The sequence below is a fragment of the Ruegeria sp. CDSA089 genome, from assembly GCF_059612205.1.
In genome coordinates, this window is sequence record NZ_JBXWQD010000001.1 from 396372 (window position 1) to 415306 (window position 18935).

18 protein-coding genes are annotated in these 18935 nt (G+C 60.2%); 9 read left to right on the top strand and 9 right to left on the bottom strand.

Annotation, left to right across the window (positions count from 1 at the left end; all coding sequences use genetic code 11):
* Nucleotides 1-6: 6 nt before the first annotated feature.
* Both AC2FJ6_RS01980 and AC2FJ6_RS01985 read left to right on the top strand, forming a co-directional pair.
* A complete protein-coding gene (locus AC2FJ6_RS01980; RefSeq protein ID WP_170774400.1) occupies nt 7-945 on the top strand; it encodes a glycosyltransferase family 2 protein in 939 nt (312 codons plus the stop codon).
* A gap of 184 nt (nt 946-1129) precedes the next feature.
* A complete protein-coding gene (locus AC2FJ6_RS01985) occupies nt 1130-2533 on the top strand; it encodes a DEAD/DEAH box helicase (protein ID WP_170774402.1) in 1404 nt (467 codons plus the stop codon).
* On the opposite strand, the gene AC2FJ6_RS01990 is transcribed toward AC2FJ6_RS01985, so the two are convergent.
* From AC2FJ6_RS01990 to AC2FJ6_RS02000, 3 genes are read right to left on the bottom strand one after another with little or no spacing between them, the layout of a single operon-like run.
* Nucleotides 2530-3432, bottom strand: coding sequence for an EamA family transporter (locus AC2FJ6_RS01990; RefSeq protein WP_480857304.1), 903 nt, complete (start codon nt 3430-3432; stop codon nt 2530-2532). The genes AC2FJ6_RS01985 and AC2FJ6_RS01990 overlap by 4 nt on opposite strands.
* Before the next feature lie 21 nt (nt 3433-3453).
* Complete coding sequence (locus tag AC2FJ6_RS01995) at nt 3454-4332, bottom strand: fatty acid desaturase (protein ID WP_496668289.1); 879 nt, start codon at nt 4330-4332, stop codon at nt 3454-3456.
* The gene (locus tag AC2FJ6_RS02000; protein WP_170774408.1) at nt 4325-4528 is read right to left on the bottom strand and encodes a DUF2061 domain-containing protein; all 204 of its coding nucleotides are present in this window, start codon (nt 4526-4528) and stop codon (nt 4325-4327) included. The genes AC2FJ6_RS01995 and AC2FJ6_RS02000 overlap by 8 nt, the downstream gene beginning before the upstream one ends.
* A gap of 106 nt (nt 4529-4634) precedes the next feature.
* Here AC2FJ6_RS02000 and AC2FJ6_RS02005 point away from each other — a divergent pair, with 106 nt between their 5' ends.
* Both AC2FJ6_RS02005 and AC2FJ6_RS02010 read left to right on the top strand, forming a co-directional pair.
* The gene (locus AC2FJ6_RS02005) at nt 4635-5495 is read left to right on the top strand and encodes a helix-turn-helix domain-containing protein (RefSeq protein WP_480548200.1); all 861 of its coding nucleotides are present in this window, start codon (nt 4635-4637) and stop codon (nt 5493-5495) included.
* A 71-nt stretch (nt 5496-5566) separates the two neighbouring features.
* Nucleotides 5567-5749 (top strand): hypothetical protein, encoded by a 183-nt coding sequence (locus tag AC2FJ6_RS02010; protein WP_170354385.1) that lies wholly within the window; start codon nt 5567-5569, stop codon nt 5747-5749.
* Here the strand turns inward: AC2FJ6_RS02010 and AC2FJ6_RS02015 are convergent.
* Genes AC2FJ6_RS02015 through bcoG form a run of 3 tightly spaced genes read right to left on the bottom strand, consistent with a single transcriptional unit; the run spans nt 5746 to nt 8948 of the window.
* Nucleotides 5746-6507 carry an SDR family oxidoreductase gene (locus AC2FJ6_RS02015; RefSeq protein WP_496668291.1) on the bottom strand — a complete coding sequence of 254 codons (762 nt, stop codon included), beginning with the start codon at nt 6505-6507 and terminating at the stop codon, nt 5746-5748. The two genes, AC2FJ6_RS02010 and AC2FJ6_RS02015, sit on opposite strands and share 4 nt — an antisense overlap.
* Nucleotides 6504-7985 carry a carnitine 3-dehydrogenase gene (locus AC2FJ6_RS02020; RefSeq protein ID WP_170774414.1) on the bottom strand — a complete coding sequence of 494 codons (1482 nt, stop codon included), beginning with the start codon at nt 7983-7985 and terminating at the stop codon, nt 6504-6506. Before AC2FJ6_RS02020 ends, AC2FJ6_RS02015 begins: the two co-directional genes overlap by 4 nt.
* Before the next feature lie 48 nt (nt 7986-8033).
* Nucleotides 8034-8948: a 3-dehydrocarnitine:acetyl-CoA trimethylamine transferase BcoG gene (gene bcoG / locus AC2FJ6_RS02025; protein ID WP_170774416.1), complete on the bottom strand. Its 915-nt coding sequence runs from the start codon at nt 8946-8948 to the stop codon at nt 8034-8036.
* 131 nt (nt 8949-9079) lie between these two features.
* Here bcoG and AC2FJ6_RS02030 point away from each other — a divergent pair, with 131 nt between their 5' ends.
* Entirely contained in the window at nt 9080-10066 is a 987-nt protein-coding gene (locus AC2FJ6_RS02030) for a GlxA family transcriptional regulator (RefSeq protein WP_170788710.1), read from the top strand.
* An 88-nt stretch (nt 10067-10154) separates the two neighbouring features.
* Here the strand turns inward: AC2FJ6_RS02030 and AC2FJ6_RS02035 are convergent, their stop codons facing one another.
* The 3 genes from AC2FJ6_RS02035 to AC2FJ6_RS02045 are packed head-to-tail and all read right to left on the bottom strand — an operon-like array spanning nt 10155 to nt 13163.
* Complete coding sequence (locus AC2FJ6_RS02035; RefSeq protein WP_480897235.1) at nt 10155-11201, bottom strand: aldo/keto reductase; 1047 nt, start codon at nt 11199-11201, stop codon at nt 10155-10157.
* Nucleotides 11202-11233: 32 nt separating this feature from the next.
* Complete coding sequence (locus AC2FJ6_RS02040; protein WP_480874152.1) at nt 11234-11692, bottom strand: DNA polymerase III subunit chi; 459 nt, start codon at nt 11690-11692, stop codon at nt 11234-11236.
* A 4-nt stretch (nt 11693-11696) separates the two neighbouring features.
* Complete coding sequence (locus AC2FJ6_RS02045; RefSeq protein ID WP_496668293.1) at nt 11697-13163, bottom strand: leucyl aminopeptidase; 1467 nt, start codon at nt 13161-13163, stop codon at nt 11697-11699.
* Between the two features lie 231 nt (nt 13164-13394).
* Between AC2FJ6_RS02045 and lptG the strand changes: the two genes are divergently transcribed.
* The 4 genes from lptG to pdxA are packed head-to-tail and all read left to right on the top strand — an operon-like array spanning nt 13395 to nt 18863.
* Nucleotides 13395-14495 (top strand): LPS export ABC transporter permease LptG, encoded by a 1101-nt coding sequence (gene lptG / locus AC2FJ6_RS02050; protein WP_496668295.1) that lies wholly within the window; start codon nt 13395-13397, stop codon nt 14493-14495.
* Nucleotides 14495-16657, top strand: a complete 2163-nt coding sequence (locus AC2FJ6_RS02055) for an LPS-assembly protein LptD (RefSeq protein WP_170774429.1) — start codon at nt 14495-14497, stop codon at nt 16655-16657. Before lptG ends, AC2FJ6_RS02055 begins: the two co-directional genes overlap by 1 nt.
* A complete protein-coding gene (locus tag AC2FJ6_RS02060) occupies nt 16648-17901 on the top strand; it encodes a peptidylprolyl isomerase (RefSeq protein ID WP_170774430.1) in 1254 nt (417 codons plus the stop codon). The genes AC2FJ6_RS02055 and AC2FJ6_RS02060 overlap by 10 nt, the downstream gene beginning before the upstream one ends.
* On the top strand, nt 17898-18863 hold the full coding sequence (gene pdxA, locus AC2FJ6_RS02065; RefSeq protein ID WP_496668297.1) for a 4-hydroxythreonine-4-phosphate dehydrogenase PdxA: 966 nt from the start codon (nt 17898-17900) through the stop codon (nt 18861-18863). Before AC2FJ6_RS02060 ends, pdxA begins: the two co-directional genes overlap by 4 nt.
* Nucleotides 18864-18935: the final 72 nt, after the last annotated feature.

An 18935-nucleotide genomic window follows, 5' to 3' on the forward strand; every position in this document is an offset into this window, starting at 1 on the left:
CCGCGCATGGGTGATAAATCGACCTGGGGCATCGTCTCGACGGTACGGGGGATGGCCCCGGACATCCTGCGTTTCGTGGCCTATCACCTCGACCTTGGGGTGGATCGGATGCATGTCTATCTGGACGAGCCCTGCCCCAAGGCCTTCAACGCCCTGAACCGGCACCCAAAGGTTGAGGTCCGCAATTGCGACGACGGGTTCTGGGCCAATCGTAAGCGGGAGCGCCCCGACAAGCATCAGGTGCGCCAGACAGCCAACGCCTCATTCACTTACCGAAAGGCCAGCGAAGACTGGTTGCTGCATATTGATCTGGACGAGTTTCTGTGTCCCGACCGCCCGGTAGCCGATCTGCTGGACGAGGTCGCGCAGGGTACCCCTTATATCCGCGTACGCCCGGAAGAGGCAGTGGCCGACGCCAAGGACCTGTACAAAGCCTATATCCCGTCCGGGCCTGATCGTGCCGCAACGGTGCAGGCGCTCTATCCCAACTATGGGGCTTTCGTGAAGGGTGGGTTTCTCAGTCACCTGCAAGGCAAGGTGTTTGCTCGCACCGGTTTGCCAGGCATCAACTTCCGCATTCACGGGTTGTTCCAGCATGGGGAACGCCTGATCTGCAAAGCGGAACTTGCCGAGGCTGCGCTCTGCCACCGGCACGCCCCGGATTGGGATCACTGGCTGGCGCATTACCGGTTCCGACTTGAGCGTGGGTCATACAAACCCGGAATGACGCCAAATGTCCCGCGGGATGAGGGCGGGATGAACATGAACGAACTGCTCAGCTGGATCGAAAGCGAGGACGGTGTCGACGGCTTGAGCGCGTTTTTCGATGAGATCAGCGGCGCGCACCCCGAGGTGCGGGCACGGCTTGAACAACACGGGTTGATCCGGCATCGGCCACTGGATCTGGACCGGAAGCTTGCGAAACATTTCCCCGGAAGCATCTGAATTGTTGCATTAAATCTGCACAGTATCGGAGCACAGGGGTCTGAAACCCTCTTCATTTGACCCTGCCCAACGTTTTTGTTATGTCCCGCCTCAGCCGAAATGCGCGGGATGCGCATGGCCATCCGGGCCCGGCACACCTTCATACGCGCGGGCCAGGTCGAGTGTCCGCAAAAACCGGACATACATGACAAAGTTTAACGAACTGAACCTGAACCCAAAGGTCCTCAAAGCCATTGAGGAAGCCGGATACGAAACCCCCACCCCGATTCAAGCCGGAGCGATTCCACCTGCGCTTGAAGGCAAGGATGTGCTGGGCATCGCCCAGACCGGCACCGGCAAAACCGCCAGCTTCACACTGCCGATGATCACCCTGCTGGCCCGTGGCCGCGCACGCGCGCGGATGCCGCGCTCGCTGGTGCTGTGCCCGACGCGGGAACTGGCCGCGCAGGTGGCTGAGAACTTCGACACCTACACCAAGCACCTGAAACTGACCAAAGCGCTGTTGATCGGCGGCGTCAGCTTCAAGGAACAAGAAGCTCTGATCGATCGGGGCGTCGACGTGCTGATCGCCACTCCGGGCCGCCTGCTGGACCATTTCGAACGTGGAAAGCTGCTGCTGACCGGTGTTCAGATCATGGTGGTGGATGAGGCCGACCGGATGCTGGATATGGGGTTCATCCCCGATATCGAGCGCATCTTCTCTCTGACGCCGTTCACCCGCCAGACGCTGTTCTTCTCAGCCACCATGGCGTCCGAGATTGAGCGGATTACCGACACATTCCTGTCTGCCCCTGCCCGGATCGAGGTTGCCCGTCAGGCCACCGCGTCCGAGACGATCGAACAGGGCGTGGTTATGTTCAAAGGTGGCCGTCGCGACCGCGAGGCCAGCGCCAAGCGCAAGGTTCTGCGCGCGCTGATCGACGCCGAGGGTGAAGGCTGCACCAACGCGATCATTTTCTGTAACCGCAAGACGGATGTAGATATCTGCGCGAAATCGCTGAAAAAATACGGCTATAACGCCGCCGCCATTCACGGCGATCTGGATCAGTCGCAGCGCATGAAAACCCTGGACGGATTCCGCGACGGCTCACTACGCCTGCTGGTGGCCTCGGACGTGGCCGCACGGGGGTTGGATATCCCCTCGGTCAGCCATGTGTTCAACTTTGACGTCCCCGGCCATGCCGAGGATTACGTTCACCGCATCGGTCGCACCGGTCGAGCGGGGCGCGAGGGAAAGGCGATCACGATCTGCTCGGGCCGTGATGAAAAGGCTCTGGACGCAATTGAGAAGCTGATCCAGAAGGACATTCCCCGGCTCGACAATCCGGTCAAGGAAGAGCCTAAGGACGAAAAGCCCAAGCGCGAGAAAAAGATTAAGCCTGTCGACGAGGCAAAGGTCGACAAAAAGCCCGAGCGCAAGAAGGACTCGGACCGTCGAAAGGACAAGGAACCGCGTGGCCGTGGTCGCCGAAACGATTCAGGTCCGGCGGTTGTTGGCATGGGTGATCACCTGCCCAGCTTCATCGCGCTGAGCTTTGACGAACGTCGCGCAGGCGTAACGGCGCTGGCCGAGGCGGACGCCTCCTAAATCGTCAACACAAGCGCCAGGATAGAGGCCCCCAGCAACGCCATCCCGGCGATCTCGCGCCGGGTGATGGTTTCGCGGAAGAACAGGATCGAAGCAAACAGGCTGAGGATCAGTTCGACCTGCCCCAGCGCCTTCACATAAGCCGCATTCTGCAATGTGAAGGCGAAAAACCAGCAAAACGACCCGCTCAGGCTGGTGAGGCCTACGAAGACACCGGTGCGCCGCGTCTCCCACACCGCGCGCAGTTCGGCGCGGTCTCGCCACAGCAGCCACAGCCCCATGCTGACGAATTGGAATGTCACAACAACGGCCAGCGTCACCAGCGCGCGGAACCATGCGTCGATCTCGCCAAGCTGCAGTGATGCGCCCCGGTAGCTGACTGAGGAAAAGGCGAACAGAATCCCCGACCCCAGCCCCAGCCGTGACGCGCGATTGGTCAGGTGTTTCCACCACGCACCGTCCCCTCCGGGGTTTTTCGACAGCAGCAGAACTGCGGTCAGGCCCATCAGAATGGCGACTAGCGCTCCGGCTGAAACCTGGTCGCCCAGAACGAGGAAACCGACGATAGCGGTCTGGATCACCTCGGTTTTCTTGAACGTGATTCCGACCGCGAAGTTGCGCTGCTTGAACAAGGAGACCACACAGATGGTTGCCAAGATCTGCGTTGTGCCGCCAATGGTCGCGAACAGCCAGAACAGGGGTGGCATCGAAGGCAAAGACAACTCGCTGAGTTGCAGTGCAGCCCAAAGCGCCAGAACGGCCAACGGCATCGAATAGGCAAATCTGGCAAAGGTCGCACCTGCGGCGGACAATTTCACGCTGCTCAGTGATTTTTGAAGCATAAACCGCACGGTCTGAAACGAGGCGGCGGCGATGGTGACGGGTATCCAGAGGCTCATACCGCCCCTTGTGGCCGCAATTTACCCCTTTGGCCAGAGCGGATGCGGCACCGGATCCTTGGCCTTTAGGAAATGGGCTCGAAACACCTGCGCGTAAGAGCGATAGACATAAGCCTCGTTCCGCGCCAAGTACGTGTCTTGCCCTGCGCGATACAAGGCGGGCAACCGGTACCACGGCGCCGCTGGATTCATGTGATGAACCACGTGCAGGTTGTTGTGAAGAAAGAGAAAGGCCAAGGGCCCCCGATCTTCGATGATCACCGTACGAGCCGAAGCCCGATCATGGGCGCGGTGTTCAAGAAAGGTTCGGATCTTCACCAAGCCTAGCCCCAGATATGCAGCCAGAACATAGGCCCAGATTGGCATGGGCGACAGCGACACAATCCACAGCACCACCAGAACACCGCATAGATGCAATGCCCAGGCAAGCAGTATTTTTGGTTGCAAAACGCACCGTAACTCATTCCGAACGAACACGAATTGACCAATGGCCGGGCCCAACACGATGCGCCCTAGTAACGTATTGTTCACTGCCAGCAAGCGTTTCTGCCAACCGCGCAGACCTGCCCAGACCTGTGGATCCAGATAGTTAGATTCGGGGTCGTCATAGGGGTCGGTCAGCGTCGCATCCCGATGATGTGCCAGATGCTGGTCGCGGAACCGGCGGTACGGAATGAACAGCGTCAACGGCAACGCCATCAACGCCTCATTCGACGCCTTTTGCCGAAAGGGGTGGCCGTGGATCGCTTCATGCGTCAGCGAAGAATGCAGTGCCGCCACGACGCCCACCAATGGCACAGCGGCCCAAACCGGCAAATAAAACAGCATCGCTAACCACGCCCCATAGCACCCAAGGATCAGGGCAAGGGTGCCCCATTCAGGCCCTGCACGCTCAGACATTGCGGCCCCATGAGATACCTGCCCATATACGTTCGTAAATCACGTAGAGCGTCAGGCCGATGGCCGTGTTGACCAAAGCCAAACCGCCCCCGATCGCGGCTGAGCCGGTTGCGACCAACCCCACAACGGTCATCACCACAAGGCCCACCGCATTCCACAATACGGCCTTCACGACTGATCTGCGTCGTGTCTCCATTCCGTCACCCATATTTTTGTTATGGCTTAAGAATTACGGATCACGCAGATGGTGAACATTCTGAATGTGATTAACAAAATTCATCATCTGTGATAAAACCAAACACATGTCCGAAAATATCGACAAACGAGACCGTGCCGCACAGTTCCGCCTCCGCCTTGCCCGCGCGATGGAGGAGCGGCACGTGAGCCAAAGTGCTCTGGCGCGAAACATCGGCGTAGATCGCTCGACCGTGTCGCAACTTCTGACCGGCGACGGAGCTCGTTTGCCGAATGCGCATGTGGTTGGTGGCTGCGCGTCAGCGCTGGGAGTTTCGGCGGATTGGCTCCTGTCGCTCTCGGACCGACCCGAAAGCGCGGCTGAACTTTTGGCGGGTGCGCTAACTGTGACTGAGGCCGCCCGCGCGTTGGTGGATGAGCGGATATTCGAATGGCATCAAGAGGCCGCCGGATACAAAATCCGTTATGTTCCAGCGACTTTGCCGGACATGTTAAAGACCCGCGCCGTGCTGGAATGGGAGTATGCTCCGCATCTGGGGCGGACGGCAGATCAGGCCATCGGCGCATCTGAGGACCGGTTGACCTGGATGCGCCGAGCGCAGTCGGACTACGAAATTGCCATGCCTTTGTTTGAAATCGAAAGCTTCGCAAGCGCAACGGGATATTACCGAGGGCTGGATCTGCAAACACGTCAGGATCAGATCGACCATCTACTTGCTCTGTGCGACCAACTCTACCCGCGCCTGCGCGTCTATCTGTTTGATGCAAAAAGGCTTTATTCGGCACCAGTCACGATCTTTGGCCCCTTGCTCTGCGTGTTCTATGCGGGCAGCCACTATATGGCGTTCCGCGACCGTGACCGGATCGAAACGTTCACCCGCCATTTTGACACTCTGGTCCGCGAGGCCGACGTCACCGCGCGGGATTTTCCCGGCCATCTGCGCGCGCTACGCGACAGTATGCGTTGAACTCAATTATGTGCTAACGTCACTGGGCGCGAACCCTTTCGCATTCCGATTATGAACGGAGGAGCACAGGAATGGACGCAATGCAAACCGCCCAATACGCACGGGCCTTATATTCCGCCCACGGAGACAGAGCCGAGGCGGAAGCTGCGCAGAAGATGCGTGAATGCGAGGCCGCCGGAAATATGCAACAGGCACAGGATTGGCAGGCGGTCCGCCAGACCATCCGCCAGATTCGTGGTCCCAATCAGGGCTAAATCTTGGGGTCGGGGTTGACGGTATGCCCGTCCACCGCGATCACTTGCCCAGAAACCAGCCGCGCCGCGTCTGACGCCAGAAACACGGCCATATCGGCAATGTCGCGCCCCTCGACAAACCGTCCCATCGAGGTACCTGCGGCATAGCCGTTATACACCTGATCGCGGGTCATGCCTTTGGCATTGGCTTCGCGGGCTAGAACGCCCTCCATCCGAGGGCCTTCGACCGCGCCGGGGCAGATCGTGTTGCAGCGTACGCCATGTGGGCCAAGCTCCATCGCCAGCGTTTTGGCCAGCCCGATGACCCCCCATTTCGCCGCCGCATAGGGCGCGCGATTGGGATATCCGTATTGCCCGGCCGTAGACGAGGTGATGATGATCGCCCCACTGCCCTGACGCTTGAGGATCGGCGCGGCGTATTTCGCACAAAGAAACGCCCCCTCAAGGTTGACCGCCAGACAGGCACGCCATTCGTCAAGCGCCACATCCTCGACCAACGCCGTCGGCCCGGCGATCCCGGCATTGGCGCAGAGCGTATCCAGCCCGCCCCAGTGCGCCGCAATCTCGGCGAACAGGGCAGCAACCGAGGGCTCATCCGCCACATCCACCTGCGACCGTTTCCAATGCTTTGGGCACGCGCTTAACGCCTCCGCATCCAGATCGGCGACCCAGACCTGCGCCCCAACGGCGTCGAACGCCTCGGCCATGGCCCGGCCGACGCCCGAGGCCCCGGCCGTGATCAGAACCCGCCCGCTCATGCAGGTTTACGGATCGCCGCCCCCGCGCCTTCGGGATAAGGCAACCCGGCCTGCGCCTCGGCAATGCGGGCCAGGGCCGCCTCGATCTGTGGCGACGGAGCACTTGGACGGCGGGTGTCCAGACTGACATGCAGCAGAAAGCTTTCACCCGTGGCCAGCAGTTTGTCGCCCTCATACATACTGTGGAAAACGTGCAGTTTTTTGCCCTGCCCCAACAGCATCTGCGTGCGCACCTGTATCTTTGCGCCTGCATGGACCTCATCCACATAGCGGATGTGGTTTTCAGCGGTGAAGTAGCTGCCGCCCGAGGCGATATAGTCCGCGTCGCAGCCAATAACCTCCATGAACCGATCGGTGGCGGCGGCGAAGGCTTCCAGATAGCGCGCCTCGTTCATGTGGCCGTTATAGTCGGTCCAATCCAGCGGCACGGCGCGCGACAGGGTCAGGATCGGTTGGCTGAGATCAGCCTGATCGATCGTAGGCAACGCACCGGGTTTCAGCATCGCATCATGCTGGTTCAGTACCGCCCCCGCGCCATAGTTTTGCGCCTTGAGCGCGCGCATCATGCCCACGAGGTTATTGTCGCGGATGCGCTCCAGTTCACGGATGGAATGCATCCCCGATTGCGCATCCGACTGATCAGCTATCAGATCAACCAACTCATCGGTGAACTCGGGCACATCCATCAGCTTGGTCCAGGGCCATTTCAGCGCTGGCCCAAACTGAGCCATAAAGTGCCGCATCCCGGCCTCGCCTCCGGCCACGCGGTAGGTCTCGAACAGGCCCATCTGCGCCCAGCGGATGCCGAACCCCATACGGATCGCCTCGTCCACCTCTTCGGTGGTGGCGATGCCATCCTTGACCAGCCACAGCGCCTCGCGCCAGACCGCCTCAAGGAAACGGTCGGCGATATGGGCGTCGATCTCTTTCTTGATGTGCAGCGGGAAGAACCCCACGGATTTCAACAGTTCCTGCGCGCGGGCAACCATTTCGGGCAGGTTCTTGTCGGTCGGCACCAGTTCGATCAGTGGCAGTAGATAAACCGGATTGAACGGATGCGTCACCACGATCTGTTCGGGCCGCAACGCACCCTCTTGCAGTTCCGAAGGTTTGAACCCGCTGGTCGAGGACCCAATGATCGCGCCCGGATCACACGCCTCCTGCAACCCCTTGTAAACCTTCAACTTAAGATCCAACCGCTCGGGCACACTTTCCTGAATCCACTCCGCGCCCTGCACGGCCTCAACCATATCTTCATGGAAACTCAGAGAACCCTCGGGTGGCAACGGAACATCACTCAGCCCCGGCAACGAACACCGCGCATTGTCCAGAACCTCCCCAATCTTGCGCTCAGCTTCAGGATCAGGGTCAAAAACCCGAACATCCCACCCGTTCAGCAAAAACCGCGCGGCCCAACCGCCGCCGATCACACCACCACCAATGATTGCCGCTGTTTTCACGTCGATCCGCCTCTTCATCTGGCTAAAAATATCCCGGGGGTTTGGGGGCAGGCCCCCAATCCGCGCTTATTTCGCCGCCGGCGCACGCTTGGTCAAACCCAGCTTCTCGCGCACCTCAGCAGGCCCAATGACCTTCGCGCCCATATTCTCGATAATGGTCCCCGCACGCTCGACCAACTGCCAGTTCTCGGCCAGAACGCCCTTGTCCAGCCACAGATTGTCCTCCAACCCAACCCGCACGTTGCCGCCAGCCAGCACCGAGGCCGCCACATAAGCCATCTGGTTCCGCCCCAAGGAAAACGCGCTGAACGTCCAGTCGTCGGGCACATTGTTCACCATGGCCATGAACGTATTCAGATCATCCGGCGCGCCCCACGGCACGCCCATGCACAGCTGAACCAAAGCGTTCGGTTCCAGCACCCCCTCTTTCACCAGTTGCTTGGCGAACCAAAGATGGCCAGTATCAAAGGCTTCAATCTCGGGCTTCACACCCATATCCGTCATCATCTGCCCCATCGCCCGCAGCGCGCCTGGGGTGTTGGTCATGACGTAATCCGCCTCGGCAAAGTTCATGGTACCGCAGTCCAGCGTGCAAATCTCAGGCAGACATTCCGCGATATGCGTGACGCGCTCGGAGGCGCCGATCATGTCGGTGCCCTCAGCCACCGGAAACGGGCTCTCGACGCCGCCGAACACGATATCCCCACCCATCCCGGCCGTCAGGTTCAGCACTACATCCACATCCGCATCGCGAATCCGGTCCGTCACCTCGCGATACAGGTCCAGCCGTCGGCTGGGTGCGCCGGTCTCGGGGTCGCGCACATGGCAATGCACCACCGCCGCCCCTGCTTTGGCCGCGGCAATCGCGCTGTCGGCAATCTGCTGCGGCGAGCGCGGTACATGCGGGCTGCGATCCTGCGTTCCGCCCGAGCCGGTCACGGCACAGGTGACAAATACTTCGCGGTTCATTTCCAAAGGCATGGCGTTCTCCCCAGCTTATACCCGGTTTTGCCCTGAGTTTTCCCCAGACTTCTCCCCGGCAATCGATTTGCGTTGCCTGCGACTCTGACGCAGCCTTGTGGAAACACTTGCCAGAATGCGAATCGAACTTGATGAAATCCGCAAAAAACATCCTCCAACCCGAACATCGCGCCCTGAAAACGGCTGTGCTGGTGCTGGACGACTGCAACACGCTTAGTTTTGCATCCGCTGTAGACCCCATGCGCGCAGCCAACCGTCTGGCCGATCGCCCCGCCTTTGACTGGGATTATGTCACTGCCACGCCTGAGCCCGCGATGCTGACCAGCGCACTGACCGTACCGGGTATCCCGCTGGCGCGCCTGCAAAGCTGCGACCTGATGATCGTGGTCGCAGGCTTCCAACTGGCGCGCCACGCAACCCCCAGTCTGTTGGCTGGACTACGCCGGATCGCAAACACCGGCGCCACAATGGCAGGCATCGACGGAGGCCCCTGGCTACTGGCCGAAGCAGGCCTGCTGGACGGCCACGCCGCAACAACCCATTGGGAAGATCTGGATAATTTCGCAGCCCGTTTCCCCGAAGTCGACGTCCGCCCCGACCGGTTCGCTGTCTCGCAAAACCGCCTCACCTCAGGCGGCGCAATCCCAGCGGTCGAAATGATGCTGCATATCATCGCCGCCCGCCACGGCGCAGGCTTCGCCGCACGCGTCTCGGGCCTATTCCTCTATGACGGCGCGCCCGACCCCAGCAAACCGCAAAGCCGCACCGGCGCCCCACACCGCCACACAGCGCTGACGGCCAAAGCCAACAGCCTGATGCAATCCGCGCTGGATGACCCCCTGCCGCTGACCAACATAGCCGAGACACTGGGTACCAGCCCCCGCACCCTGCAACAGCAATTCCGCCTGCGCCTAAACACCACGCCGCAAGACCACTACCTGCAACTGCGCCTGGCCGAGGCCCGCCGTCTGGTCACAGATACTGACATGCCGCTGATGGACGTAGCACTAGCCACAGGCTTTGCCTCGCAATCAAGCTTCGCCCGCGCCTTCCGCACGGCCCACGGCCTGTCGGCCCGTGACCTAAGACAAGAACGCGCGCACCCCACCCATCACTGACCGGATCCGCTTTGATCTGGCCAAAAATATCCCGGGGGAGACGCCCGTAAAGGGCGGCGGGGGCAGAGCCCCCGACCCACCGCGAAACCTAGTACGGCATCGGAAAGGCGCGATGGGCCGCGGTGATCTCGCTCAAAACTTCCGAGGACAACTCAAGATCCTTACCCGCAAGGATACGTTCCAGTTGCTTGACCGTCGTGGCCCCGAATATTGCCGACAACATGAACTTCCGTGTCTGGCACCATGCTAGCGACATCTGGACCGGGTCCAGCCCATGCCGATCTGCAATATCAAGATAGGCCGCAACCGCGTCAAACACACGATCTGACTTGCGCCCACCCATCTCGGCATTGATCGACATGCGCGATCCGTCGGGCACCGCACCGCCCTGATACTTACCAGTCAGGAACCCCGCAGCCAAAGGTGAGAACGCCATCAATCCCACATCCTCATGCACGCTCAACTCGGCCATATCGGTATCGAAATGCCGACAAAGCAGTGAATACTCATTCTGAACCGAAGCCACCCGTGGCCCCGCCCCTGCCTCAGCCAAGCGCAACCATTGCGCGGTGCCCCAAGCGCTTTCGTTGGACAGGCCAAAGGCGCGGATATTGCCCTTGTTCACCTGCACCTGCAGCGCCTCCAGACACTCCTGCATGTTGGCCAGCACTTCGTCGGTGTTGTCACCTGCCGGCGCAAAGGTCCAATTCTGGCGGAACATGTAGCTGCCCCGGTTTGGCCAGTGAAATTGGTAAAGGTCGATGCAGTCCGTCTTCAACCGCCGCAGGGATCCCTCGACCGCCTCTGGAATGGTTTGGGCAGAGATTGGAGCCCCGTTCCGCGCATGCGTAAACCCTGCTCCTGAATGTTTGGTCGCCAGCACATAGTCACTGCGGCGCGACGGGTTTGCCGCGTTCCAGTTCCCCAAGATCTCTTCGGTGCGCCCCACCGTTTCGGCCGAGATCGGGTTAACCGGATACATCTCGGCTGCGTCGACGAAATTGATCCCGGCCTCCAACGCCATATCCATCTGAATGTGGGCGTCCGCCTCGGATGTCTGGGTTCCGAATGTCATGGTCCCAAGACATAGATCGGTCACCATGATGCCGGTGCGGCCCAAAGGCTTCATTTCCATTTATCACTCTCCTGAAATCTGTACGGCAGGGCCTAAGCCTCGGCCTTCTTCTCCCATCGACCCGAGGCCTCGGACCAGTATTGCGCCGAACAACCTGCGTCAGTCAGTGCTTTCCACTGCCCCCGCGCGTGCTGCACCGCCTGTTCATCATTGCCGTCGAACAGGATGCATACCCGCTCCAACGCGTTCACTTCGTCCGGGGCAACAGCGGCACCGTCAACAGCCATCACACAAGCCGGATCATTGCCAGCCTGCGGGCCGGTGGTCAGCAAGATGGGCTGATCCGCGTCATGCGGACCTCCCGCAAGACCATGCGGCAGGAACCCATCCTCGGGCCCCAGCCACAGTTTTTCATCCAGCCAGTCCATCCGTGCGGGATCAGTGCCCCGCACGGCAATCCGCCACCCGGCCTGACGCGCCTTGTCCAGCAACACCGGCAAAGTGTGCTCCAGCGGGCGTTGGGTCAGGTGGTAGAAATAGACAGCCCCCATCCGATTACTCGAAATTGTCCTGCACAAACCGGCTGAGCGCCCGCACGCCCCATCCTGTTGCCCCTTTGGGCGCATAAGACGTCTCGGACGCGACCGAGGCCACACCAGCGATATCCAGGTGAATCCACGGCGTTTCCTCTTTCACGAACCGCTGCAGGAACTGCGCCGCCGTGATTGAGCCCGCAGGCCGTCCGCCCACGTTCTTCATATCCGCGATACGCGACTTCAACAGCTTGTCATAGGCATCACCCAACGGCATCCGCCACGCGCCCTCATCCTCGGCCTTGGCGGATTTCAGGAAGGCTTCGCAGAACGTGTCATTGTTCGAGAAGACCCCCGCATTCTCATGCCCCAGACCGATGATGATCGCGCCGGTCAGGGTCGCCAGATCGACCATGCCCACCGGGCTGAAGCGTTCCTGCGCGTACCACATCACGTCGCACAGGACCAATCGGCCCTCGGCATCGGTGTTGATGATCTCGACCGTGTCGCCTTTCATGGACTTGACCACATCGCCGGGACGCGTGGCATTACCCGAAGGCATGTTCTCGACCAGCCCGACAAGGCCGACTACATTGGCCTTAGCCTTGCGCTTGGCCAGCGCGCGCATGGTGCCAGCAACAACTCCTGCGCCGCCCATATCCATGGTCATGTCTTCCATGCCACCCGCAGGCTTCAACGAAATCCCGCCGGTATCGAACACAACGCCTTTGCCCACCAGCGCCAGCGGGGCATCGCCTTTGTCGCCACCGTTCCACTGCATCACCACAACCTTCGACGGGCTGACCGAACCCTGCCCGACGCTGAGCAACGTGCGCATGCCCAACTCTTCCAGCTTGTCCTCTTCCAGTACCTCGACTTCAAGGCCCAGCTCTTTCATCTCGGCCAGACGGTCGGCGAATTCGGTGGTGGTCAGAACGTTTGCAGGCTCATTGGTCAGATCGCGCGTCATTCGCACGCCGTCGGCAATGGCATAAAGGGGGGCAAATGCCGCCTCGACCTCATCGGGTTTTTGATGCGCGATCGTGACCGGAGCGGCCGCGTCGGTATCTTTTGTCTTGTGCGCATCGAAATCATAGCTGCGCAGGGCGATACCAAGGGCCAGTTCCTCGGTCCTAATCTGGTTCGCCGCCATGACCAATAGCGCTTTGCCGCCCGCCAGTTTGGCAAGCGCAACACCGCCCTTGCGGGCCTCAGCCGGATCAGGGCGGCGGGGCAGAATCAGGATGTCCAGTGCCTCGGCCACCATTCCTCCGGGCCAAGCCAGGGTGATCACGTCACCGCTTTTCACCTTGCCGAAGCGTTCGCTTTCCACCAGTCGTGCGACGGCGCCACGGGTCAGGCGATTGGCACGCCGTGCCGCTGGGCCCATCTTACCATCGTCCGTGATGATTATCGCCACGCGCCCCTCGGCGTGTGCCATTACGTCGATGTCGAAAGACTGAAACTGGATCGGGATAAGACTGCTCATGGTGAACTCCTGAAAATCTATTTCCCAAGACCTAGCCCGCGCTGCCCGGCTTGACCAGATAGCAGTTTTCCCCGACAGGCATTTGCAGTACAGTCGCGAAAAAATTCCGGCAGGTTGGTGGGAGAGTGCAGTGGTAAGACGGGGCAGGCATATGCCGTCGCAAATAAGCGCGGCCCGCGGTGAGTCCGACCCGTTGCCTCCCACAAATATTGGTCCGGCAGGATGGGTGCTATGATCCTCGACCGCTACTTCGCCCGCCGCTTCATGCAGAGTTTTTTAGTCATCGGCGCGATTTTCTTAACCCTGCTGATTCTGATCGACCTGATCGAACAGGTGCGCCGCTTCGACGACGAAAACCTGTCTTTCGGTCGCCTGCTGCATTTGACCCTGCTGAATACCCCCGCTGCCATCAGCGAGATGCTTCCCCTCTTGGTGATCCTGTCCACCATCGCGCTATTTGTCGGTCTGGCCCGCAGCTCAGAACTGGTGGTAACCCGCGCTACCGGGAGATCCGGAATTCGCGCGCTGTTGGCACCCGCCACGCTGGCGCTGGTCATCGGCGCAGGAGCGGTCGCCCTGCTGAACCCCATCGCCGCTGCCACGTCCGAGGAATATCAACGCCTGTCCGACAGCTACCGCAACAACGGAAGTTCGGCCTTTTCGATCAGCAGCGAAGGCCTGTGGTTGCGACAGGGCTCGCGCAATGGACAATCGGTAATCCACGCGCGTGGCACCGCAAATGGGAACACTTTGGTCCTGAACGAGGTGACAATCATCACCTTTTCACCTGACGGGACACCGAACCAGCAGATCCAGGCAGACGCGGCTGAACTTAAGGACGGGAATTGGATCCTCAGCAACGCAAAGGTCTGGCCGTTGATCCAAGGCGTCAATCCGGAAACCAACGCGACAGAGCATGAAAGGCTGGAGATTCCGACCTCGCTCACCCGTCAGCGTATTCTGGATACATTGGGCGATCAGGGATCCGTGTCGGTCTATGACCTGCCAGAACTGATCCGCGATTTGGGTGAAGCGGGGTTTTCGACCAAACAATATGAGGTCTGGCTGCAAGTTCAGCTTGCCCGGCCCTTCTTTCTGGTGGCAATGGTCCTGATCGGGGCCGCCTTCACCATGCGCCATGTAAGGTTCGGAGGCACCGGGATCGCGGTACTGTCGGCGGTTCTGCTGGGATTCGCCATCTACTTCGTAAGAAACTTTGCCCAAATTCTGGGAGAAAACGGACAATTGCCTATCTTCGTCGCGGCCTGGGCTCCGCCATTTGCAGCCATTCTTTTGTCGCTCGGCCTCCTTTTACACGCGGAGGACGGCTGATGCGTCTTTTCGCGCGTTTATTGTTGTCTGGTGCCGTCGCGCTCACACTGCCCGTAGCTGCGACAGCGCAAGCACAGCCCACAGCCGCCCCAGTGCAGGATCAGGAGCAACAGGATGAACCGGCGTTGCTGGTGGCCGACAAGATCTTTATCACCCCCGACCGCGTTCTGGTGGCTGAGGGCAATGTCGAGGCGTTTCAGGGCGACGCCAAAGTCACCGCCAACCGGATCACGTATAACCGCGACACCGGCGAGCTGAATCTGGAAGGCCCCGTGCGCATTGATCAGGCCGGGACAACCACGATTCTGGCGGATTCGGCCACGTTGGACAGCGGCATCCAAAACGGCCTGCTGATAGGTGCGCGGATGGTGTTCGAACAGCAGGTGCAGATTGCATCCGTTCAGGCCAAACGCGCGGGCGGACGGTATACGCAGTTCGACAAGGTCTCGGCCACATCCTGTCATATCTGTTCGGACGGCAGGCCGCCTCTTTGGCAGATCCGGGCGCGGAAAGTCACGCATGACCAGTTGGAGCGGCAACTATATTTCGAAGGCGCACAGTTCAGGATTCTGGACCTGCCTGTCTTCTACTTTCCTTATCTGCGCCTTCCCGATCCGACGCTGGACCGCGCCACGGGATTTCTGGTGCCGTCGATCCGCACGACGTCGCAGCTTGGGACCGGGGTTCAGGTTCCCTATTTCTTCAAGCTGGGTGATCACCGGGATCTGACGCTAACGCCTTATATCTCGCCCGAAACCAAAACGCTGGGCTATCGTTATCGGCAGGCGTTCAAGCGGGGGCGGATCGAAATAGATGGCGCGTATACACGTGACGATCTGGAACCCGGTGAGGATCGCGGGTTCTTATTTGCAAACGGATATTTTGGGCTTAACGACGGATATCTGCTCAGTTTCAACCTGCAAACCACGTCGGACGACGCGTATCTGGCCGATTATGGCCTGCCCGAATTCGACCGCCTGCGCAGTGAAATTGCATTGGAACGGTACGAGCGCGATACCGCATTCCGCACCAGCTTTATCCACTTCAAAACCCTGCGCGACAGTGAAGATCAGGATGAAATCCCATCGCGCATCTTCGATCTGTTCTACGAGAAACGCCTGTTTCCCAAATCGGTCGGAGGCGAAGTACGGCTAGGCGTCGAGACCCACGCGCATGAGCGCACCAGCGACGAAGACGTGCTGGGCCGCGACGTCGCACGGGCGACATTCGATGCGGAATGGCTTCGCAGCTGGACTTTTGCATCCGGGCTGCGTGCCGACGCGCAACTGGGTGCGTCTGTGGACACATTCAACATTCGCCATGACAGCAATTTTCCCGATCAGGTGACGCGCACCACGCCGCGCGCCGCGCTGACCCTGCGCTATCCGATGGCACGCCGCGAACAAAGCGGGGCAACACAGGTGCTGGAGCCGATTGCGCAGGTCGGTTGGACCCAGGTTTCGACCAATGATGTGCCGCTGGATGAAAGCACCTTTCAGGAATTCGACCAAGGGAACCTTTTGTCCCTGTCGCGCTTTCCCGCACCCGACAGGCGCGAGGATGGGGTCACGGGCGTATTCGGGCTCAACTGGTCCCGATATGCGGGCAATGGTCGCCGTGCGTTGGTTACAGTCGGGCAGGTCTATCGCGCAGATGCAGACCCCGAGTTCAACCTGACCTCGGGCTTGCAGGGAACCTCGTCCGATCTGTTGCTGGCCGGGCAGCTGCAAACCGCCAATGGTTGGTCCCTCGCGGGGCGCGGTCTGTTGAACGGCGATTTCAGCTTCGCCAAGGCCGAGATGCGCGCGGCCTGGCAAAGGGACACCGTTGGGATCGTAGGAAGTTACGTCTGGCAAGAACCCGACCCGGATGAAAATATCGACGACGAGATATCGGAAATACGTTTGGACGGGCGCTATACAATCGACCAAAACTGGCTGACCCAGGCCCTCGCCCGATATGATATTAGTGAATCCGAGCCGATCCGATACGGGCTTGGCGTCACCTACCGCAACGAATGCGTACAAGTTAACATGAGTGTCAGCAGGCGCTTTACTTCGTCATCAAGTATTGAGCCTTCGACAGAATTCGGCTTTACCGTAGCTTTGACGGGATATTCCGTTGAAGGCAGTGGCCAACAGTTCAAGAGAAGATGCAGTTGATTCCAGGTTTCTCAAGTTTCCTTCGTTCCGGTTGGCTTAAACCGGTTGCTCCGGTTTTGACCGCGCTTGTCCTTGCTTTCGTCGCTCCGCAAACGCAGGCCCAAAGCCTGTTCTCGCCTGCAATCAAGGTCAATCAGGATATCGTCACCTGGTACGAACTGGATCAACGGCAGCAATTCCTGACCGTTCTGGGCGCGCCGGGCGCATCAGACGAAGAAGTCCGCCAGGCCCTTATTGATGACCGTCTACGCCGACAGGTCATGCGTCAGGCCGGAATCTCGGCCAACCCCGAGGCCGTTCAACTGGGCATTGACGAGTTCGCAGCACGCGGCCAGCTTTCCAGCGATGAATTCCTGCAACTCCTTGCTGATGCCGGGGTATCACGTGAAACCGTACGTGATTTTATCGCCGACCAACTCTCGTGGCGTGATTTCATCAGCGCCCGGTTTATCTCGCAAGCGCGCCCGACCGAGGATGAGATTAACCGTGCCCTGGGCCAATCGGGCAGCGGCGGCCTTCAGGTTTTGCTCTCCGAAATCATCATCCCCGTGACACCGCAGACTCTGCCGCAAGTGCAATTGTTGGCCGACGAAATCGCTCTGGTTGAAGGGTTCGATGCCTTTTCAGCGGCGGCAACGCAATATTCGGCCGCCGGCACCCGCACCAATGGCGGTCAATTGGACTGGTTGAACCTGACCGAGCTTCCGCCCGCTTTGCAGCCGGTTATTCTTGGGTTGAAGACCGGTGACATCACCCAACCCATATCCCTGTCCAACGCCGTCGCACTGTTTCAGATGCGGGGCATCCGGGAAAGCGCAACAGCCGCGCCACAGTACTCCAAGGTCGATTACGCAATCTACAATCTGCCAGGCGGACGCAGCCCGGCAACCCTCGCGCGCGCAGCCGAATTGCGTGAAGAGGTCGATACCTGCGACGATCTCTACGGTATCGCACAGGATCAGCCCCCAGAAGTTCTGGAACGGATTGAGGCCGCACCAGCCGAGATTCCGCGCGATATAGCGCTGGAACTGGCCAAGCTGGACCTCAACGAGGTATCCACCACCCTGACCAGCAACAATGGTCAGACACTGCGCTTCCTGATGCTGTGCACGCGCACACTGGACCGTGGAGAAGAAACATCGCGGGCAGACGTCGCCAACGCCCTGACGCAGCAGCGCCTGCAAGCCTTTTCCGAAAGCCTTCTGGAGCAGCTGCGCGCCGACGCCACGATCGTCGAGCAATGATAGCCCCTATCGCGCTAAGCTGCGGTGACCCGGCCGGTATCGGCCCGGAAATCGCAGCAAAAGCTTGGGCCGAGCTGCGCGACACCTGCCCGTTCTTCTTCATCGGAGACGCAGCGCATTTGCCGGGCGGGACCCCGACCGCAAAAATTTCGGATCCGGCCGAGGCAATGAAACTTAGCGCCACGGCCCTGCCCGTCCTACAGCTCGACTTTCCCGAATCCGCTCTTCCCGGCCGCCCTGCCTCCGCCAACGCGCCAGGGGTCATTGATGCAATCGAGTTTGGCGTATCCCTGGTCCAATCCGGTGCGGCCTCCGCGCTGTGTACGGCACCGATCCACAAAAAGGCACTGATCGACGGCGCCGGTTTCGCCTATCCCGGCCATACCGAGTTTCTGGCGGCGCTTTCTGGTTGCAAACGGGTGGTGATGATGCTGGCCAGCGACCAGCTTCGTGTGGTGCCCGCAACGATCCACATTCCGCTGTCCCGCGTCCCGGCGGAACTGACCCCTGACCTCCTGCAAGACACGATCGAGATCACCGCGCATGGCCTACGCACCCAATTCGGCATCCCGAACCCTCGCATCGCCATCGCGGGCCTCAACCCTCACGCAGGCGAAGGCGGCAAAATGGGGCATGAGGAACTGGACTGGATCGGCCCCCTGATCGACGCGCTGCCCACCGATGGCTACACCGTGACCGGCCCGCACCCCGCCGACACGATGTTTCACGCCGCTGCCCGCGCCCGCTATGACGCGGCCATCGCCATGTATCACGACCAGGCGCTGATCCCGATCAAAACGCTGGATTTCGACCGGGGCGTGAACGTGACGCTGGGCCTGCCTTTCATCCGCACCTCACCCGATCACGGCACCGCCATGGATATTGCAGGGCAAGGCATCGCCAACCCCTCCAGCCTGATCGAGGCCCTGAAGCTTGCCCAACGCATGGCGCAAAGCACTTGACCCTTCACCTGGCTGAAAATATCCCCGCCGGAGGCACAAAAACTGGCGCACCGCCTCAACCCGCGCCACGGT